This is a genomic window from Kitasatospora sp. HPM-01-4 (assembly GCF_051374625.1).
GTDB lineage: Bacteria > Actinomycetota > Actinomycetes > Streptomycetales > Streptomycetaceae > Kitasatospora.
Genome location: NZ_JBPQGP010000005.1, coordinates 3,964,345 through 3,982,030, shown reverse-complemented (window position 1 = coordinate 3,982,030; position 17,686 = coordinate 3,964,345). Strand labels below are relative to the sequence as shown.

The following is a 17,686-nucleotide window of genomic DNA, read 5'->3' as shown; positions in this document are numbered from 1 at the left end:
AGCGCCGCCGCGGTGCCCGCGCGGGCACGGTCGGAGACGGGCGAGCCGCCGCCGGTACGGGTGCGCGGGCCCCGGGCGGCCTGGCTCACGCCGCTTGGCCGGCGGCGAGCCCGATCCGGTCCTGGTACCAGTCCTCACCGACGACCATGTCCGTGACACCCCGGCTCTCGCAGTAGGCGATCAGGTCCGTCATCCGGTTGACGAAGCCGTGCCCGTTGAAGTTGAGGCTGGTGTTGCAGAGCACTCCGAGGCCGGTGTCGCTGGCTACCGCGCCGAGCAGCCGGTGCAGGCGCTGGTTGCTCTGGTGGGAGACGGTCTGAACCCGGGCGGAGCCGTCCACGTGGGTGACGGCCGCCAGACGCTGGTCGCGGACCCGCCGGAAGTACAGCATGTACGGGTCCTCGAAGTCCGCGTCGAAGGCGGCGGCCAGGTCCTCAACCCGGGCCACGGGGGCGATCGGCCGATAGGTCTCCCGCTGCTTGATCACGTTGAGCCGGTTCTTGCTGGCCGCGCTGCAGGCGTCGGCCAGCAGCGAGCGGTTGCCGAGCGCCCGCGGTCCGATCTCCCAGCGTCCCTGGCACCAGGCGGCAATTCGGCCGGCACCGAGGGCGGAGGCAAGGGCGGCGTCGTCCAGGGGGCGCCGCTGCCAGCGGGCGGGGTCGGGCAGGGTGTCGGTGACGAAGTCGAGGCCGGAGTAGACGTCCCACTCGATCGACGGGCTGCCGGTGAGGGTGGCGAGCGCGTCGGCGGCCGTGCCGATGGCGGAGCCGGAGTCGTTCGGGCACGGCGGCACGAAGACCTCCGAGAAGTGACCCAGCTCGCGCCACTGCTGGTTCCAGTCGCAGTTGAGGCCGCAGCCGCCGGATATGCGCAGCGGCAGGCCGGACGGCAGGTCGCGTCGGGCGACGTCGGCGAAGGCGTCGAAGATCTTGCGGGTGATGACCGCCGCCGCCAACGTGCCGATCTCGGTGGTGAGGCCGGCGTCGAACAGGACGCTGTCGCGGAAGTCGTCCTTGGGCACCGGGTAGGCGTTGCCGATGGCCAGCACGCGGTCGACGGCGGCGTTGATCTCAGGGCCGGCGTCGTCCGGGTTGGCGTACGCGGCGAGCGCCATCAGCTTCCCGGCGTCGCTCAGCCGGGGGAAGCCGCCGGTTGCGGGGAAGGTCGGGTCCAGGATGGCGAACAGCGCGGCGTACTTGGCGCCGGGCTGGTCCATGACCTCGATCGTCTTCACGACGCGGAACTTGTCGTCCACCAGGAAGAACGCGCCGGTGATGCCCTCCCAGACCAGCACGGCCTGGAGACGGTGCGAGCGGCGCGGCGCCATACCGAGCACACCGAGGATGTGCGAGCGCTCGTGCGAGGAGGAGAAGAAGGTGACGTCCTTGCCGAAGAAGCGGCTGCTGCGGGTGACCACCGACTCGGCGCCGTGGTAGCCGGCCCCGACCTGGCCCTTGATGCTGATGCCCTTCTCCTGCCAGCCGCCGACCGCGACGACGTCCGGGACCTCGTCCAGACGCTCGGCCAGCTCCAGCAAGGTGGTGGGGGTGAGGAAGGAGTAGCGGGCGAAGGAGTCCTTCTCGGACTCCAGCGAGTACACCAGCCGGCCGTTGCGGATGGCGGCCACGCCGCCGTCGTGCCCCGGCTTGAAGGCCACTACGAGCATGGGTCTCCCCTGTTCATGGGTGTGGTGGGTGGTGGTGCCGGTCGGATCAGGACTCGGTTAGCTGCGCGGTGCCGTGGTCGAGCGCCTTGACCAGGAGATCGGGGTCCGCCCACGGCAGCTGGTGGACGTCCACGTAGTGGCCGAGCCTGGCGAGCCAGGACAGGTCGGGCAGGGCAAGGCGGCGGGCACCGTCGGCGTCCAGCGCCCACAGGGTGCTGCTGCCCCGGACGACGGTGCCGCCGCGCTCCGCGTGGTAGTGGAACCACAGCGTCCAGTCGACGTCGGTCTCCATGAGCTGGTTCCGGCCGTGCCGGCGGAGGTAGTAGTCCAGGTTCTTCTGGTTCTCGGACATCGCGGCGTCCGGCTTCGGGTGCCACACGTGCAGGGCCCACAGCTCCGGCCGGGGCAGGCACTGGACGCCGGCGGCCAGAGCGCGGGCCCCGAACTCGTTGTCCTCGTAGCCGTAGCCGGTCATCGCCTCATCGAAGCCGCCGAGGCTCCAGTAGACGTCCACCGGCCACGCCGAGTTCAGCGGAAGCGCCCACTCGGGCCGCAGCGGCACCGGCTCCTCCGCGCCCTTCTCGAACAGCCCGGTACGCAGTTCGGGGCCGACGAACGTTCCGCCGACGCGCCGGGGGATGCCCTGGGGCACGGAGCCCCTGAGCCGGGCCAGGCTGCGGGTGGCGACGGCTTGTTCGACCTCGGTGTGCGGGCTCGGCGGCAGCCAGTCGACCAGGCCGGAGATCACGGTGGAGGGGTGGCGCTGGTGGAGCGCGGTGAAGCTCTCCATCGCGTTCGGCTGGACGACCAGGTCGCTGTCGAGGAGGACGACCAGGCTGGTGTCGGCGTGCAGGTTGGCGACACCGATGTTGCGGGCGCGGGCGGTGCGGACGCCGAGGTCCGGGCCACAGCCGATCCAGGAGAGTCGGCCGCCCCACTGCTCGGTGGCCGCCAGGGACTCGACCATGGCGCGCGTGCCGTCGGTGGACCCATCGTCGGCGACGACCACGTGAAACGCACCGGTGGTCTGCCGGGACAGGGAGGAGAGCAGCAGCGACAGGTTCTCGCGGCGGTTGCACACCGGGATCACGACGCCGACGCCCGGTGCTACCGAGGCGGTGGGCTCCGAGTGCTCAGGGCTGGGCAGGTCGGACGCTCTCCCCGTCGTGAGGCTCGCGATGGTGCTGGTCATTAGGTTGTGCTCCCGTCTGGCCGGTGGCCGGTCGGTCGTGAAGGTCTGTCGGGGGTGCTACCTGGCCCAGGTGCGACGGCCCAGAAGCAGGTCCGCAGGGCAGAGCCGAGGTCGCTGCGGCAGCATCGGCAGGAGCAGAACTGGCCGAAGGGAGAGCACGATCCGGCTTCCCGATCCCGGCAGCTCCAGCTCGTAGAGGCGGCCTTGCTGGAGGTCCCGTTCGAGCTTGGACATCGCGAGCGGGTCAGCCAGCCAGGGACGCACCACCTGATCGGCTTCCTGCGGCAGGGCCTGGGTGATGCCGCTCGCTGCCGACCGGATGTGCCGGAAGGCTTCGGCGCAGGAACTGAGGATCTCCCAGCTGAACACCAGCTCGTGCTCGGTGCCCTCGATGTCGAAGTACGAGGTGCAGCGGTAGAGCACGGCCGGCAGCAACGCTGGCTTCACCCCATACGGGTACAGAGCCAGCGGAGTCGTCGGGGCTAAGTCGGTCAGCACCGTGGGTCCATCTCCTGATCGTCGACGTCGGGCAGTTTCATCAGCAGCCGTACCTGCTTGCCGCAGTCGAGCGGCTCGACCGTCAGTTCCTGCACCAGCTGCGACAGCAGGAACAGCCCCCGGCCCCCGGGCTCCTCCTCCGTGGGCTCCTTGACCACCGGAAGGCCCACGGCGAAGTCGGTCACCGCGACCTCGACGCCGGCCGCAACATCCCGAAGCCGCACCTCGCAGTCGCCTGGGGCGTGCTTGACCACGTTGGACAGCAGCTCGGATAGGCCGAGCAGGACCAGGTCGGTCAACTCGGCTTTGTCCCAGAGGACTAGGTGCGCCTTGGCGACCGTTCGCATCGGTCGGACGTCCTGGGCGGCGGTCGCGACCAGCACGGTGAAGAAGCGGCGCTCCCGGGTGACGGGGGTGACAGGCATCGACCCTCCAGCAGGCAGGCGAGGCCACACGGAATGTCGCACTCCGTACTTGCCGGAGTACTCTCCGCATGTCGAGCCTTGATGATGGACGCCCTGCTGGATGAAGGGCAAGACCCCGAAGAGGAAAGTTTTCCTTTCTGCGATTTGCCATACGTTCGGACTCCCCGCGGGCTACGCTTCCTTTCGAGAAAGGAGGCGTCGGATGCCCGTTGAGCCAACTCCCCGTCGCAGGCGCCTCGGTGCCGAGCTTCGGCGCGCCCGAGACGCGAAGGGATGGACGCAAGAGGAAGCGGCCGTTCACCTCGGGTATCGGTCTCTCTCAACCGTCAGCAAGATCGAAGCCGGCACCCAGGGCCTCAAACTCCAACAGTTGGCCCACTTCTTCGAGGTGCTCGGCATCACGGACGAGGCCACCCGCGAGGAGTGGCGCGAACTGGTCCGTCGTGCCGCAGAGCCTGACTGGCACCAGCGGTTCAAGGGCGTTGTCGACGCACCACTCAGTGAGCACCTCACCGAGATCGAGCAGGCCGAGAGCGTCTTCCACTGGAGTCCGGCCGTCCTGCACGGCCTCTTGCAGATCCCGGAATACGAGCGCGCCGTCGTCGAGGCCAACCGGACGTGGAGGACCACGGAGGACATCGACCGGTTCATCCGGGCTCGCCGCGAGCACAGCGCGGCGATGCAGGACCGCAGTAAGCCCTTCAAGCTCTGGTCCGTCATTCCGGAAGGACTGCTTCGGCGGGAAGTCGGCGGGCGGCAAGTCGCAGCAGCACAGGTCCAGCACCTGATCAACTTGATGCACACCGACCCCAACTACACCATCCAGGCGCTTCCGTCGGCGGCCGGCGCCCACTCCGGCATGGACGGGCCCTTCATGCTGATGAGATACCCCAAGGGACCCGACACCGTCACCATCGAGGCCGCCCGTGCGCTGCTCCACCTGAACCAGCCCGAGACCGTCGAGTGGTACCGGACAACCGCTGATTACCTCAAGACCGATGCCCTCGGGCAAAAAGCCACCCTGAAACTCCTCCAGTCCATCGCCAAGGAACTCGCACCGTGAACAAGAACGACGTCGATCCCAGCTGGCTCGCCGGTCAACTCAGCAGCGCCGACTGGCAAACCGCCAGCAGCGGCGGCAGCACCTGCTTCGAGCTGGCCTTCCTCGACGAAGGGATCTTGGCAGTGCGGGACTCCAAGAATCGGCAGGACCCTCCCCAGATCTACTACGACGCCGAGTACGAGGCACTCGTCGCGGGCATCCTGCGTGGTGAACTCCGCAGGCCCGGACGCCGCACCACCCTTTGGACCCGCGTGCCGGCGCTGATTGCCAGCAGGCTCCTGATGTGGGTGGAGCGCCGCGAGACCGGCCGTCAGTCGATGTGATCAAGGCCACTCTGGAGCCGCTTCACTTGCGGGACCTTTGCGGCTATGGTCCGTCGTCCCTCGGCTGGGACTGGCCCGGCCGAGGCTCGAGGAGGACCTCCTGCGTATCCACCGCAGCTCGCATCCGTCGTCATATGTGATCATCCCGAACGCGCTGGCGCAGAACCGCGCGATGAGCTACACCGCGCGGGGCCTGCTGGTGGATCTCCTGTCCCGTCCGGGCGACTGGCGGGAGACGTGCCGACAGATGGCGGATTCGAGCCCACAGGGCCGCAAGGCCCTGGAGGCGGCACTGGACGAGCTGAAGGCGTGGGGGTACTACCGGGTGGAGGTGGTCCGCCTCGCTAACGGGCGGCTGCGGACGGAGGCGCACCTCTTCGACCGGCCGCAGACCCCGGGGCTTCCGGGTGCCACTGTGCCGGGCTCCGGTGAGTCGGACACCGCTGCGTGTGACACCCTTCCAAAGGACCTGGTGAAAATACCCTCCCTCCCCGCTGCGGTGAAACCGGTCGCCGAGAACGGCGACGAGGGGGACAGGGGAGGGCGGGAGGAAGACGCTCCCGCTCCGGTACTCCGGCCCGCCAAGCCGGTGGAGGAGCTGGACGAGGCGACTCTCGAGGCGATGAACGTGCTGCTGCGCGCGGTCCGGCCGGAGCGGCGCCTGCCGCTCGGCGCGGCGGAGGCGGTTGCACTGGCTCCGCTGGTGCGGGAGTGGATGGATCGAGGCGGGTCGGAGGACCAGCTGCGGGCAGCGCTGCTGTCCGGGCTGCCGGAGGTGGTCTACTCCCCGGCCGGAGTCCTGCGCACGCGGCTGGAGCGGAAGATGCCCGTGGAGCGGCCGGTAGAACCGCCTCGTCCGCGCGGTGCTGAGTGCGCGGAGTGCCGTGATCCGCTGCCGCAGCCGGGACTGTGCGGGCGGTGCAGCGGTGCGGCGCGTCATCGGACCGGCGGGGAGCGAGGAGCCGAGGTGACGGCACGGGGCATGGCCAAGGTCCGTGCTGCGCTGGCTGGTTCGGCCGCGTAGGGCGCCCTGTCGGCCCTGCCTGTACGAGCTGGCGCGGGAGTGCCGGGGGCGCGGATTCGGCGCCCGTTGGGGCCCTGTTGGCCGCCGTCGGCACGCCGGATCGGCAACAGCCCTGGGACGGTGCCGGTGCTGCCGAGGAGCGTTCTCGGCAGCACCGGGTGACGCCTACAGGAGGACGGGCAGAGACTCCAGCCCTCGGATCAATCGGGAGTGGCGCCAACGCAGTTCGTCGGCGGGGACGGCCAGCCGGAGGTCGGGGAAGCGCTTGAGCAGGACCTGCAGCGTGGTCTCGATCTCCGCGTGGGCGAGCGGTGCGCCGAGGCAGCGGTGGATGCCGTGGCCGAACGAGAGGTGGCTGGCGGCATCCGGGCGCCGGAGGTCGAGTCGGTCCGGATCGGTGAACTTCCCGGGGTCGCGGTTGGCTGCCCCGGGGGAGACCAGGACCGGGGTGCCGGCGGCGACTTCGACCTCGCCCAACTGCACTGTGTGAGCGGCGTGGCGCCAGGTGGCGATGCTCACGGGTGCGTCGTAGCGCAGGAGTTCGTCCACGGCAGCGGGGATGAGGTGCGGGTGGGCCCGTAGGCCCTCCAGCTCGGCCGGGTTCTGCAGGAGGGCCAGGACGGCGTTGCCGATCGCTGCCGTCGTGGTCTCGTGGCCGGCGAGCAGGAGCAGCAGGCCGAGGGAGACTAGTTCCTCCTCGCTGAGGCGGTCGCCGTCGGCGTCGCGGACGGCGATCAGGCCGGAGAGGAGGGCCTGGTCCGGCCGGGAGCGCTTGGTGGCGATCAGCTGGACCATGTAGTCGGCGAGGTCGTGGGAGGCCGCGTCGATCCGGGAGTTGTCGCCGGTGGCGAACAGGTCGGTGGACAGGGCGCGAACCACACCCCAGTCTGCCACCGGGACGCCCAGGAGCTGACAGATCACGGCGACCGGGAGCGGACCGGCGAGGTCCGCGATCAGGTCGACCTCGCTGCCCGGTTCCCAGGACTTGGTCTGGTGCTCGGCCAGGTGACGGATACAGGGCCGCAGGCCGTCCACGGTGGAGGAGGTGAAGGCCCTGACGACCAGCCGGCGCAGGCGGGTGTGCGCTGGCGGGTCGGTGTGCAGCATGGTGTGGGCGACCGCGGGGTGGAGCGAGCGTCCGGAGGGGCGGTCGGCGAAGTAGGCGGCGGTGTCCTTGGACAGGTCCGCGCTGAGTGCCTGGCGTGCCTGCTCGTAGCCGGTGACGGCGACCGCCGGCCCCGCGCTCCCGCCCAGGGGGATCCGGAGGACCGGGGATCGACCGCGCAGCGCTGCATAGGTCGGGTAGCGGTCCCGGTAGAACTCCGGGTCCGCGAAGGGGGAGGGGGCCATGTCGCTGTCTTCCTAGGCCGCGGTGAGTGCCGGGACCTGGTGGTCGGCGGCGTGGTGGACGATGTTGCTGGTCGCGTACTGCCGGGAGACCGAGCGTAGCCACAGCACCTCGGCGCGCAGGTCTGCCTCGCGGGCGTCGGCGCCGGCGGCTTGCGGGGCTGGGTCGTCCTGGGCGGGGGCGCCGGCGCGGGCGGCCTGGATCGCTCCCGCGACGATGGCGGCCTCGACGATCGCGGCGCCGCGATCCGTCCCGGCGTGCCGCGTGGCGGCGACGGCCGCTGCTGCCGCCTGTTGGACCGCGCGCGAGCGGTGCTCGTCCAGGGTGAGGATCCCGTCGCAGACCTCCACGACCCTGCGGTGCAGGACGAGGTCGGTCTCGGTCTCACCGCCGACCGTCCGGAAGACGACGCTGGGGCAGACCTGGGTCAGGTCGTGCCAGAGCGGGGTGAGGTCCGCGACGGACTGGCGCTCCCAACGGCGCCGCAGGTACTGCGTCACCGGCCAGACGATGGCCGGCAAGGTCAGCCCCGTCGTGATGAGCAGCACGCTGACAGCCGGCGCGGTCACGCTGAACGCGCAGCTCACCGGCGTGACCGGGCTCGTGCAGCGGGGGCCGCCGGGGAAGGCGGTCCAGTCGAACAGCGCCGCCACGGCGTTGACGGTCTTGTAGGTGGTGTAGAGCAGGGCGACGACGCAGCCGACGGAGGTCGTGCGCAGGCCGATCCGCTGAGTGGTCCGGGTCGCCGTGCGGGCCCTGGTCCAGGTCTCGGTGAGGCAGTCGACGACGGCGTACGAGAGGTAGGCGACGTATGCCACCGCGTAGATGTGAAGGGACGTGGGGCCCTCAGCCGGGCCGCCGTGCGTCTCGACCGCGTTCCACGTCAGCTCGTCGGGCGTGAACGCGAAGGTCGTGGCCATGGTGGCGAGGGCCAACGCCAGGAGGCGAAGACGCCAGCGGATCCGCCGACGGGCCTCGGGGGCGTCGTAGTTGAGGTAGAGGAGCACGGCGGAGACGGCGGCTCCCGCGGACAGGGTCGCGCTGTTGCTGATCAGTCGGGAGAGGTCTGGGGCGACGGCATCCTCCAACGCCCGAACCGTCGGCTGGTAGGCGCTGAAGGCGAGTGCGAAGCAGGCCAAGAGGGCGGACAAACTCAGAGTTCCTGCGGGCCGTCTGCCCGGGCGTCGCCGGAATGCCCAATAGAGCGAGGCGGCGAGCAGAATGAGAGGCATGCCGCCGAAAATGATGTTGATCACGACGTTCCTTGAGGGTCAGGAGAAGATCGCGTCCCAGCGCTCATCGGCGACGCTGGGGCGAGCGGCGGGCATCACGGTCCCGCGGTACATGCGCTGAAGTATGAGGGTGGCCATCATTTCCGCCTCGATCTCCGCGTCGGTTTCGTACGACGTGCGGGCGGAAACTCCAAGGACGCTCCAGTCCATCAGGCCGGCGAGTTCCTCGTCTGACATCAGGTCGGCGAGGTCGATCTCGCCTTTGTGTTCCCAGAGGATATGGGAGAGCTCATGGGCAATAATCTGGCGCCGGTGCAGCGCCGATGCGTTCTGTTCGTAGTAGATGACTTCACGGTCGGCATACCTCTTGCGCAGCCCGCATGAGAATGCACCCCTCATGTCGATAGGCTCGCAGACGATTGTCCGCCCGACCAATGAGGCGACCGCTTTTATCAGGTCGTCCTCGCTGAACCGGTGTGCCAGGTTCAGGCGTCCGAGTCGATCTTCGCAGGCGTTCCGGAGTGAACCCGCATGCACGGCACCTCCCAGAATGATCAAAGATTCCGCTGGAGTTGTGGGTGGGTCCTGGGCGTCCCCTCGTGCGCCCAGGGCCCGGGTTCAAGCCGGGGTCAGTGCCCCATCCCGACGCCGCCGTCGACCGGGATGATCGCACCGGTCACGTAGGAGGCTTCGTCGGAGGTCACGAAGGCGACCGCAGCCGCGACCTCGTCCGGCCGGGCCATGCGGCCCATGGGAACACGCTGCAGCAGCGACTCGCGCTGGGAGTCCGTCAGCACCGCGGTCATGTCGGTCTCGGTCAGGCCGGGCGCGACCACGTTGCTGGTGATGCCGCGTGAGGCCAGTTCGCGGGCGAGGGAGCGGGCGAAGCCGATCAGGCCCGCCTTGGAGGCGGCGTAGTTGGCCTGGCCGGCCTCTCCCGTCATCGCACCGGCGGAGGAGATGAACACCAGGCGGCCGAACCGGCCTCGCAGCATGCCCTTCACGGCCCGCTTGGCGACTCGGAAGGCGCCGGCGAGGTTGGTCTGGAGCGTGGCGTCGAAGTCCTCCTCGCTCATTCGGAGCAGCAGGGTGTCGCGGGTGATGCCCGCGTTGATCACGACGATCTCGATCGGTCCGTGAGCGGCCTCTACCGCGGAGAGCGCTGCGTCGACCGACTCGGGGCTCGTGACGTCGCAGGCTACCGCGAGGAGACCGTCCTCCGGGCAGTCGCCGCTGCGGGAGGTGACAGCGACCCGGTGGCCCTGCTCGCGGAGCTGGCGCGCTACGGCCAGCCCGATACCGCGGTTGCCGCCGACGACGAGGGCGGATCGAGACATGGGTCTACTCCAAACGGGGGGTGTGGGGGGGCGGCGCAACCTCGCGGCGGCCGGTGGCTCCACCATGCCAAACCGTGATCGGAACAAGCAGTTCCGGAACTAGCACTTCCGGAACTAGCAGTTCCGGAAGTGCCAGTTCGTGCTACGCGCATCGACTCCGCTGCGTTACCACTGGCTTGGGTTAACGGAAGGTAATCAATTGACCCCAGGGGCCGTAGATACTGGAATCTGACGCGTTGTCGAAAACGGGCTGCATGATCATCTTTTTCTGACGGATCATCATCCGAAAACGGGCGCTGAAATCACTTCGTTACATAGCTTCGACTTTGGCGAAGGTGTGGTGTTCGCCACAGGTTCCTGGTATGACCGAGCGTCGGCGGCTGCCTAGACTCGACGCTCATGAAGACCGACCACGAACGCCTTGTTGCCCGTGATGAGACCTTGGCGGGCATGGTGGAGCGCTGGCGCCGGCGCCTCGATCCGAATGCACTCCCGGGCCTGGTAAAGACGACTGGATCCGCCCGCCGCACCACCGAGGTCTCGAAGAGCGAAATCGCCCGCTATATCGGCGTGAGTCCTCGCTGGTACAGCAAGCTCGAAAACGGCGAGGAAGCCAGCTTCTCCGAGGACTTCCTGGATCGACTGGCCTATTCGCTGCGCCTGAACGACGCCGAGAAGTTGGCGCTGTTCCACAAGGCGATCGGGCGTGGGCCCACAGAGCGCGGTGCGGAGCCGGACGCGATGGCGGCGATGGACGCTGACATGCAGCGCCTCCTGGCGAAAATGCTGCCGAATCCCGCCTACATCTCCGACGTCGCCTGGAATGTTGTTGCCCACAACAGCCCCGACCGGGTGATGTATCCGTGGGTGTACAGCGGCAACATCATGCGCTGGAGCTTCCTGTATCCGGAGGCGCGCGAGCAGCTGGTCGACTGGAAGGAGGGCTGGGCCGTCCCCTTCCTGGCACAGATCCGAACCGCGGCGGCGCAGCACCCGGACAACGAACAGCTCAAGGAGCTCGTCCGGGACATCATGGAGGGCTGCCCCGAGGCACAGGAGCTCTGGGACCGCCACGACTACTACGTCCACCCGGACGGCGACGTCCGATACATGCGTATGCCCCACGGCGGCGACGACAAGGTGCCTTGCCGGATCATGGCGCTGGCGCCGCTGAGAAACCTGAAGCTCCGGTTCATCGTCTCGTTTCACGGCTCCTGAACCGTTCTGCGTCGAGCCGGCCGGGGCCGCCGGCGGGCCGGAGACCTTCGGCCCGCCGACGCTGCTGCGAGAACGGGGGCGTCGGCTGGCCTCCGGCGTGTGACAGAAGTCGGCTCCGGCAAGCTCGAGGCTCCCTCGGGGTGCGCGCCGGTCGCCGCCGGGGCTTCGGAGCTGGGGTGTCGCGCCGGCCGGGGAAGCGCGAGCGCGGCTGGCCTGTGGCGGCCCTGTGCGCCGGGAGCCTCATGCTGTCGCCTAGGCGGGCGGCTCCGAAGGAGAAGTGTCGACCGGTCTATGCGCATAGACACGGTTGAAAAATAAAGGGCCCCCGTTCTTGGCGCCTCGGGGGTTACGTGGGGGGGATCGGGGGGAGCCCCTGGGATTCTCTCGCCATGTCGATCATCTCCGTGATGCGCGACAGATTCTTCGCGTTGAGGCCCTGGCTGCGCAGCGCGATCGACTGGACGCCGGACTCCTGCATGGCGGTCGTGAGGTCGCGCTTGGCGAGCACCTCCTCCAGCTCCTCGTCGGGTACGACCCAGATCGTCGGGGGTGCGTTGAAGAACGTGCTGATCCTGGTGAGGGTGTTGATCGTCGGGTTCGCCCTGTCGCGGCCTCGCAGCTGCTTGATGGAGGACTCGCTGATGCCGGTGCCGGCCGCGACCTCGGCGATCGTGTACGGGCCGCGTCCCTCAGGGTGTCGGTGTTCGAAGAGGTAGCCCAGTCGCGCTGCGATGCGCGCCGCCCCCGCGTCGGCCTCGGTGTGCTCGGCCATCGCCGCTCCTCCCGTGTCAGATCGTCCCACGTGGACACTTTAGTGCCTGATCGTGCCCATGCGCACATCTTGGGGTCAATCTATTGCCCACGGCCAGGGCATTTTGGTGTACGTTGATCACGCCAAAGGGGCAATAAAGTGTCTGATCTCCGGCGGGGCGCCACTTAGGTGCGTTCTGCCGGGGCGCTGACCGGCCCACTGGCCCGCTGGTCGGGCCGCCGGCCGTTCTCGTCGAGGGCCCGGGAGTTGGCGCTCCCGGGCTCCTCGTACCACGAGGACGTCGATCACGTCCGAAGATGACCGGCCTTCGTATCTGACCACGCAGCCGGGCGTCTCCAGCTCGGGAGTCTCCCATGTCCTCCTTCTCGCGTACAACCGCGGCGCCGACCCGGACCGCCGACACCGAGATCGCCACCGCCTCCAGCTCCTTCGTCGAGGCGCTCGCCAGTCTCCTCCCGCCGACCGCCGCCGCCGTACGGCTGGACCGCGGATCGCATGGATTTCCCCGCACGGCCAGCGCCTTCGACGCTCACCGGCGGCACGTGCCCCAGCTGCTTGCCGAGCGGCAGATGGCGGCCCGCTGGATCGTCCAGCACTTCCCCGGACTCGACCCGTACCTCGCCCACGAACTTGACCTCGCTACCGGCCGGCTGACCGCCGCGGCCGAGGACGAGCCCGCCGCCATCGCGGCCTGACCCGGGGCACTTCTCAGCAGCCCGACACCCGGCCCGCCGCCTACCGAGCGGCGCCTGCCGGCGATCACCCCTGCCTCGACTCGCACGAGGCGTCTGCCCTCGCGCCGAACGCGCCCTGCGCGTACCGCGTCCGAATCCGCCAGCGCCGTGCCCCGAACTGCGACAGCTCGTGGCGCCAGGCCGCCGTGCCCAGCGAAACCCAGGACTCCGTGCCCAGCTCCACCATGCCCGTCCGCGCCCCTGAAGCGCCGGAGGCACAGAAGACGGCGGGCGGCTCCGGCCTGCTCGTGCCCGACCCCGCGCAGTGGATATCGACCACCTCCGGACGCATTGCACCGGACCCGTACACCTGGCTCCAGGCCGTCCACTGGGCGCACGACAGCCAGGCCCACAGCCCGGCCCGCACCCATGGCCCCCGCTTCGGCAGCACCACGATCCGCATCGCCGAACTGCTCGCCCAGCTCACCCCGTGCAGACCGGGCATCGCCTACCTCGTGCGGATGCTCAAGGTGTCCGAGCGCACCGTGCAGTACCACTTGTCGATCCTCCGGGAGTCCGGACTGCTCACCTACACCGCCAGGGGCACCCGCATACGCCAGGCCGCCGCCAGGGCAAGCGAGTTCGTCCGCACCATCCCGGTGCTGTTCGACGACTCCGTCGGCCTGCGGACCACCACGTCCCAGACCTTCATCCGCACCGTCGTCGGCGTCGCCTCCGAGGAGAGCCGCCTCACCCTCGCCCGGCTCGGCAAGAAGGCCGCGCGAACCGCACGCCGAACCAGGCGACGGGCGACCAGGAAGGCCGACATCAACTCGCCTGTGAAATCCTCCCGTTGCACCCCAATGGGGGTCGGTGCTGAAACGTCTTCTCCTGCAGCACCTACCAACAATCCCTCTGAGGGCGGGAACGGGAAAGACCAGCGGGATCGACCGGGGAAGCGGACCCGTCGGGTGCTGAACACGGTCGGCCGGCGTCACCAGCTGGCCCTCGAACTCGTCCGGCAGGTCCCCTGGCTCAGCGGCAGCCCGGTTGCCCGGGTCGCCTGGGCCGTTCGCCACCTCGCGGACGCCGGGTGGACCGCGCACGAGGTCATCGCGGTCTTGGCCCAGCGGGCGCCCGCACGCCGCGTCCACCGCCCGGTCGGCTTCCTGACCGCCCGCCTCGCCGGAGCGGAGCTGCTCTACGACACCCAGGCCAAGCGCGACGCGATCGTCGCCTGGTGGCGCGACAGCCCGCAGGCGGCCAGGGAGCGCCACGCCGAGTGGCAGGGCACCTGGCAGGCCCCGCGCAGCACCGTCGTCCAGCACCTCTTCCGGGACGCCTGGGCGAGAGCAACCCGCCGCCAGCCGCTGGTGGCCCTCGACGAGCAGCCGACCAGCGACGAGCACCGCGAGGCCCGTACCGCCGCGTGGCGCCAGTACCTCGCCGGAAGACCCGAACTCGTCACCTCCGCGCTGACCTTGGCCGGCCGCGACCAGGCCGAGCAGATCTACGGGCGCGACCTCGTCGAGCGCGTCCTGCGCCTTCGCACCACCAGCAGCCACCTGAGAGCAGGAACCGCCTGATGAGCCACACCGAGAACACCGGCATCGACCTCGCCCGCCTCGCCCTGCGTCGGGCCCGCGCCGACGCCGGCAAGCGCCCCGCCGGCGCGACCAAGGCCCCGACCACCGGGCGCACTGCCGGCCCGCGGCGCGGCGGACTCGACCCCGTGGGGCTGGGAACGGCCCTGTCCGACCTGGTGACCCAGCACGCCTGGCAGGAGCCGCTGGCCGGCGGCGGACTGCTCGACCTCTGGCCAACGACCGTGGGCGACCTGGCCGACCACGTCGCCGCCGTCAGCTTCGACCACAAGAGCGGCCAGCTGGTCGTCCGCGCCACCTCTCCCGCCTACGCCACCCACGTACGAGCCCTCGCCCCGGCACTCGTCGCGAAGATCAACCAGGCGCACGGAGAAACGATCCTGCGCAGCATCCGCGTGCTGCGCGCGTACGACACCAGGTCCGCCGAAGAGCCCCGCCGACCTGCCGGGTACGGCGGAGGCGCCGCCCAGGACGCCAAGATCAAGACTCGCGAGGACGCCTCGCCCGGATACCTGCGTGCCCTCGCACAGCTGCAGGCCAGCCGTCCGAGCGCGCCGGCCGACTCGAGGACAAGCCCGGCCGTCGAGCGGCGGATCAGAACGCTGGCCAGAGAGACGATTTTCCGTCTCTCCGGCCCGCGACCTCGCTAGCCACCGAACGGCCGGCACCAGCGCGACCACCCCGCCCCGACCCCGGTCGCGCTGAAGCCGACGCCTCGCACGTCCGCGCCCCAAGGCAGCGGACCCATCCGGAGAACCGCCCCCGTGTCCAGCACCATCATCTCGATCACCAGCCGACGCGACCACACCTGGGTACGCCGGGCCGCCTGCGCCGACAGCACGCAGTCGGACCTCTTCTACCCCTCGCCCGACGAGACCGCGAAGAACCAAGCCGCCAAGGCCCTGTGCGGCGGCTGCCCCGTCAGCGACCAATGCCTCACCGAAGCCCTGGAGACCAACGACCGCTACGGCATCCGCGCCGGCCTCGACGAGAACGAGCGACTCGCCCTGCACAAGCTCAACACCAACGGCCGCTGGGAAGAGGACCGCGTCATCGCCGCACTGAAGGGCAGCCCGGTCTCCCTCTCCCGGGCCGAGCGCGACAGCGTCGGCGTCGTCGCCGCCATCCTCGGCCTCGACCCGCGGATCTGGGCACCCGCGCTCGGCATCGGCCGCACCAGGGCACTCACCCGACTGCGCGAAGCCCGCGCGCAGCTGGAGAAGCAGCCCTTCCTGCTGCGCCGCGAGCAGCGCATCGCCGCCCAGTTCAACTCGGAGCCGGCGGCGGTGGCGGCATGAACGCGCCTGGCAGTGCACCGAATCGCATGTCCGGATGGGACAAGGCCGCGATCGGAGTGATGGGTGCGGTGGGCGGCACCCTGAGCTACGACGCACTGCAGCAGATGGCTGTCGCCATGCACGTGCGCCCCGAGCTCTCCTACCTCTTCCCTGTTGCGATCGACGGGTTCATCGCCTATGGCGTAAGGGCGTTGGTCGTTCTGAAGGAAGCCCCGTGGCGCGCCCGGGCCTATACCTGGTCGGTTTTCGGCAGCGCTACGGCCACCAGCGTCTGGGCCAACTGGACTCACGCTGTCCGACTGAACGAGAGCACCGCCGCCGGCCAGGGACTCCACCTGACCAACACGGCCGTGGGGGCGCTCAGCACCATCGCTCCGCTGGTGCTCGGCGGCGCCACCCACCTCTATATCGTCATGTCGCGGCACGCAGCCCCCGCTGCGGCGCACAGCGAGCCGGACGACGCCGAGGCCACGGAAAACCAGTCGCCAACGGCCGGCACGGAGTTGACTGACCCCGCCACACCGAGCACTGTCCGCACCTGGCGGCGAGACCGATTCCGCCGAATCCGCTCGGAGACTCCGGAGCTCGACCACGACAAGACCCTCACCGACCAGCCCCGCCTGCGGCTGGTCAGCAGTGACCAAGCGGGTCCGTCCGGTCCGGTCTCCTCGGCGGGTCCGTCCGGTCCGGTCTCCTCGGCGGGTCCGTCCGGTCCGGTGCCCTCGGCGGGTCCGTCCGGTCCGGTCTCCTCGGCGGGTCCGTCCGGTCCGGTCTCCTCGGCGGGTCCGTCCGGTCCGGTCTCCTCGGCGGGTCCGTCCGGTCCGGTGCCCTCGGCGGGTCCGTCCGGTCCGGTCTCCTCGGCGGGTCCGTCCGGTCCGGTGCCCTCGGCGGGTCCGTCCGGTCCGGTGCCCTCGGCGGGTCCGTCCGGTCCGGTGCCCTCGGCGGGTCCGTCCGGTCCGGTGCCCTCGGCGGGTCCGTCCGGTCCGGTGCCCTCGGCGGGTCCGTCCGGTCCGGTGCCCTCGGCGGGTCCGTCCGGTCCGGTGCCCTCGGCGGGTCCGTCCGGTCCGGTGCCCTCGGCGGGTCCGTCCGGTCCGGTGCCCTCGGCGGGTCCGTCCGGTCCGGTGCCCTCGGCGGGTCCGTCCGGTCCGGTGCCCTCGGCGGGTCCGTCCGGTCCGGTGCCCTCGGCGGGTCCGTCCGGTCCGGTGCCCTCGGCGGGTCCGTCCGGTCCGGTGCCCTCGGCGGGTCCGTCCGGTCCGGTGCCCTCGGCGGGTCCGTCCGGTCCGGTGCCCTCGGCGGGTCCGTCCGGTCCGGTGCCCTCGGCGGGTCCGTCCGGTCCGGTCTCCTCGGCGGGTCCGTCCGGTCCGGTGCCCTCGGCGGGTCCGTCCGGTCCGGTGCCCTCGGCGGGTCCGTCCGGTCCGGTCTCCTCGGCGGGTCCGTCCGGTCCGGTGCCCTCGGCGGGTCCGTCCGGTCCGGTGCCCTCGGCGGGTCCGTCCGGTCCGGTGCCGCCCATCGGACGAAGGGGAGTGCCGCTGGAGACGCTGGTGCCGGTCGCCAGGGAGGCCGCCGCGAAGGCTGGCCGCGTGAATCGGGACGTCGTCGGCGACGGCCTGCGTGACCAGGGCTACTCCATCAGCAACGAGCGCATGACGAAGCTGCTGCAGATGATCGACGACACCAAACCTCCGCCGACACCCGCGATCGGCGCCCCGAACCCCCAGCACCTCGCCGCACAACGGCCCACTCCCACGCCCAACTCCGTTCCAAGGAAGCGCTCATGACCAGCACCAAGTCGAAGACCAGCACCCCGGAAGCCCTGATGCAGCTCCTCCTGGACCAGCGGCTCGTCCGATCCGCCAAGGCCGCCAGCGACGGCAGCTGGCTGGTCCGCCGGACCGTCGGCGGGCCGAAGGTCGTCCTGGAGAGCCCGGTCGAGGCCATGGACTACGGGCTCGGCGTCCTCCTGGACGCGAAGCTCGAACTGGAGGCCACCGCCGCCTGAGTGCACCAAGTGC

20 protein-coding genes and 1 pseudogene are annotated in these 17,686 nt (G+C 70.2%); 11 read left to right on the top strand and 10 right to left on the bottom strand.

The genetic code is table 11. The features are described from left to right. Nucleotides 1–85: 85 nt before the first annotated feature. The 4 genes from ACSMTC_RS17225 to ACSMTC_RS17210 are packed head-to-tail and all read right to left on the bottom strand — an operon-like array spanning nucleotide 86 to nucleotide 3,781. Nucleotides 86–1,666, bottom strand: coding sequence for a carbamoyltransferase C-terminal domain-containing protein (locus tag ACSMTC_RS17225; protein WP_436560579.1), 1,581 nt, complete (start codon nucleotides 1,664–1,666; stop codon nucleotides 86–88). A 46-nt stretch (nucleotides 1,667–1,712) separates the two neighbouring features. Next, nucleotides 1,713–2,858: a glycosyltransferase family 2 protein gene (locus tag ACSMTC_RS17220; RefSeq protein ID WP_436560578.1), complete on the bottom strand. Its 1,146-nt coding sequence runs from the start codon at nucleotides 2,856–2,858 to the stop codon at nucleotides 1,713–1,715. Between the two features lie 57 nt (nucleotides 2,859–2,915). Continuing rightward, nucleotides 2,916–3,305 (bottom strand): hypothetical protein, encoded by a 390-nt coding sequence (locus ACSMTC_RS17215; protein WP_436560577.1) that lies wholly within the window; start codon nucleotides 3,303–3,305, stop codon nucleotides 2,916–2,918. A 44-nt stretch (nucleotides 3,306–3,349) separates the two neighbouring features. Next, on the bottom strand, nucleotides 3,350–3,781 hold the full coding sequence (locus ACSMTC_RS17210; protein WP_436560576.1) for an ATP-binding protein: 432 nt from the start codon (nucleotides 3,779–3,781) through the stop codon (nucleotides 3,350–3,352). A 100-nt stretch (nucleotides 3,782–3,881) separates the two neighbouring features. Between ACSMTC_RS17210 and ACSMTC_RS17205 the strand changes: the two genes are divergently transcribed. The 3 genes from ACSMTC_RS17205 (at nucleotide 3,882) to ACSMTC_RS17195 (ending at nucleotide 6,191) form a co-directional block, all read left to right on the top strand. Then, complete coding sequence (locus tag ACSMTC_RS17205; protein WP_436560575.1) at nucleotides 3,882–4,844, top strand: helix-turn-helix domain-containing protein; 963 nt, start codon at nucleotides 3,882–3,884, stop codon at nucleotides 4,842–4,844. Next, on the top strand, nucleotides 4,841–5,167 hold the full coding sequence (locus ACSMTC_RS17200) for a DUF397 domain-containing protein (RefSeq protein ID WP_436560574.1): 327 nt from the start codon (nucleotides 4,841–4,843) through the stop codon (nucleotides 5,165–5,167). Before ACSMTC_RS17205 ends, ACSMTC_RS17200 begins: the two co-directional genes overlap by 4 nt. Nucleotides 5,168–5,303: 136 nt before the next feature. Next, the gene (locus ACSMTC_RS17195; protein ID WP_436560573.1) at nucleotides 5,304–6,191 is read left to right on the top strand and encodes a hypothetical protein; all 888 of its coding nucleotides are present in this window, start codon (nucleotides 5,304–5,306) and stop codon (nucleotides 6,189–6,191) included. Nucleotides 6,192–6,356: 165 nt separating this feature from the next. On the opposite strand, the gene ACSMTC_RS17190 is transcribed toward ACSMTC_RS17195, so the two are convergent. From ACSMTC_RS17190 to fabG, 4 genes are all read right to left on the bottom strand, one after another. Next, nucleotides 6,357–7,541, bottom strand: a complete 1,185-nt coding sequence (locus ACSMTC_RS17190; RefSeq protein ID WP_436560572.1) for a cytochrome P450 family protein — start codon at nucleotides 7,539–7,541, stop codon at nucleotides 6,357–6,359. 12 nt (nucleotides 7,542–7,553) lie between these two features. Then, nucleotides 7,554–8,771, bottom strand: coding sequence for an MAB_1171c family putative transporter (locus ACSMTC_RS17185; protein ID WP_436560571.1), 1,218 nt, complete (start codon nucleotides 8,769–8,771; stop codon nucleotides 7,554–7,556). A gap of 39 nt (nucleotides 8,772–8,810) precedes the next feature. Then, nucleotides 8,811–9,329, bottom strand: coding sequence for an ImmA/IrrE family metallo-endopeptidase (locus ACSMTC_RS17180; RefSeq protein ID WP_436560570.1), 519 nt, complete (start codon nucleotides 9,327–9,329; stop codon nucleotides 8,811–8,813). Nucleotides 9,330–9,400: 71 nt separating this feature from the next. Continuing rightward, nucleotides 9,401–10,108: a 3-oxoacyl-ACP reductase FabG gene (fabG, locus tag ACSMTC_RS17175; RefSeq protein WP_436560569.1), complete on the bottom strand. Its 708-nt coding sequence runs from the start codon at nucleotides 10,106–10,108 to the stop codon at nucleotides 9,401–9,403. Nucleotides 10,109–10,507: 399 nt separating this feature from the next. Between fabG and ACSMTC_RS17170 the strand changes: the two genes are divergently transcribed. Next, entirely contained in the window at nucleotides 10,508–11,326 is an 819-nt protein-coding gene (locus ACSMTC_RS17170) for a helix-turn-helix transcriptional regulator (protein ID WP_436560568.1), read from the top strand. Nucleotides 11,327–11,672: 346 nt separating this feature from the next. Here ACSMTC_RS17170 and ACSMTC_RS17165 read toward each other — a convergent pair whose 3' ends face one another. After that, the gene (locus tag ACSMTC_RS17165) at nucleotides 11,673–12,128 is read right to left on the bottom strand and encodes a helix-turn-helix domain-containing protein (RefSeq protein WP_436560567.1); all 456 of its coding nucleotides are present in this window, start codon (nucleotides 12,126–12,128) and stop codon (nucleotides 11,673–11,675) included. A gap of 323 nt (nucleotides 12,129–12,451) precedes the next feature. Here ACSMTC_RS17165 and ACSMTC_RS17160 point away from each other — a divergent pair, with 323 nt between their 5' ends. The 5 genes and pseudogenes from ACSMTC_RS17160 to ACSMTC_RS17140 form a co-directional block, all read left to right on the top strand. Continuing rightward, entirely contained in the window at nucleotides 12,452–12,793 is a 342-nt protein-coding gene (locus ACSMTC_RS17160; protein WP_436560566.1) for a hypothetical protein, read from the top strand. 185 nt (nucleotides 12,794–12,978) lie between these two features. Next, nucleotides 12,979–14,358 carry a helix-turn-helix domain-containing protein gene (locus ACSMTC_RS17155; protein WP_436560565.1) on the top strand — a complete coding sequence of 460 codons (1,380 nt, stop codon included), beginning with the start codon at nucleotides 12,979–12,981 and terminating at the stop codon, nucleotides 14,356–14,358. After that, complete coding sequence (locus ACSMTC_RS17150; RefSeq protein WP_436560564.1) at nucleotides 14,358–15,026, top strand: DciA family protein; 669 nt, start codon at nucleotides 14,358–14,360, stop codon at nucleotides 15,024–15,026. The genes ACSMTC_RS17155 and ACSMTC_RS17150 overlap by 1 nt, the downstream gene beginning before the upstream one ends. Nucleotides 15,027–15,140: 114 nt before the next feature. Continuing rightward, nucleotides 15,141–15,674 carry a WhiB family transcriptional regulator gene (locus ACSMTC_RS17145; RefSeq protein ID WP_436560563.1) on the top strand — a complete coding sequence of 178 codons (534 nt, stop codon included), beginning with the start codon at nucleotides 15,141–15,143 and terminating at the stop codon, nucleotides 15,672–15,674. Further along, a pseudogene (locus ACSMTC_RS17140) lies at nucleotides 15,671–15,946 on the top strand (DUF2637 domain-containing protein); the annotation flags it as partial. The gene ACSMTC_RS17145 and the pseudogene ACSMTC_RS17140, both read left to right, overlap by 4 nt. Before the next feature lie 131 nt (nucleotides 15,947–16,077). On the opposite strand, the gene ACSMTC_RS17135 reads toward ACSMTC_RS17140, so the two are convergent. Beyond that, nucleotides 16,078–17,184 carry a hypothetical protein gene (locus ACSMTC_RS17135; protein WP_436564931.1) on the bottom strand — a complete coding sequence of 369 codons (1,107 nt, stop codon included), beginning with the start codon at nucleotides 17,182–17,184 and terminating at the stop codon, nucleotides 16,078–16,080. Nucleotides 17,185–17,254: 70 nt separating this feature from the next. Between ACSMTC_RS17135 and ACSMTC_RS17130 the strand changes: the two genes are divergently transcribed. Further along, nucleotides 17,255–17,452, top strand: a complete 198-nt coding sequence (locus ACSMTC_RS17130; protein WP_436564930.1) for a hypothetical protein — start codon at nucleotides 17,255–17,257, stop codon at nucleotides 17,450–17,452. Next, nucleotides 17,449–17,673 (top strand): hypothetical protein, encoded by a 225-nt coding sequence (locus ACSMTC_RS17125; RefSeq protein WP_436560562.1) that lies wholly within the window; start codon nucleotides 17,449–17,451, stop codon nucleotides 17,671–17,673. The genes ACSMTC_RS17130 and ACSMTC_RS17125 overlap by 4 nt, the downstream gene beginning before the upstream one ends. Nucleotides 17,674–17,686 lie beyond the last annotated feature (13 nt).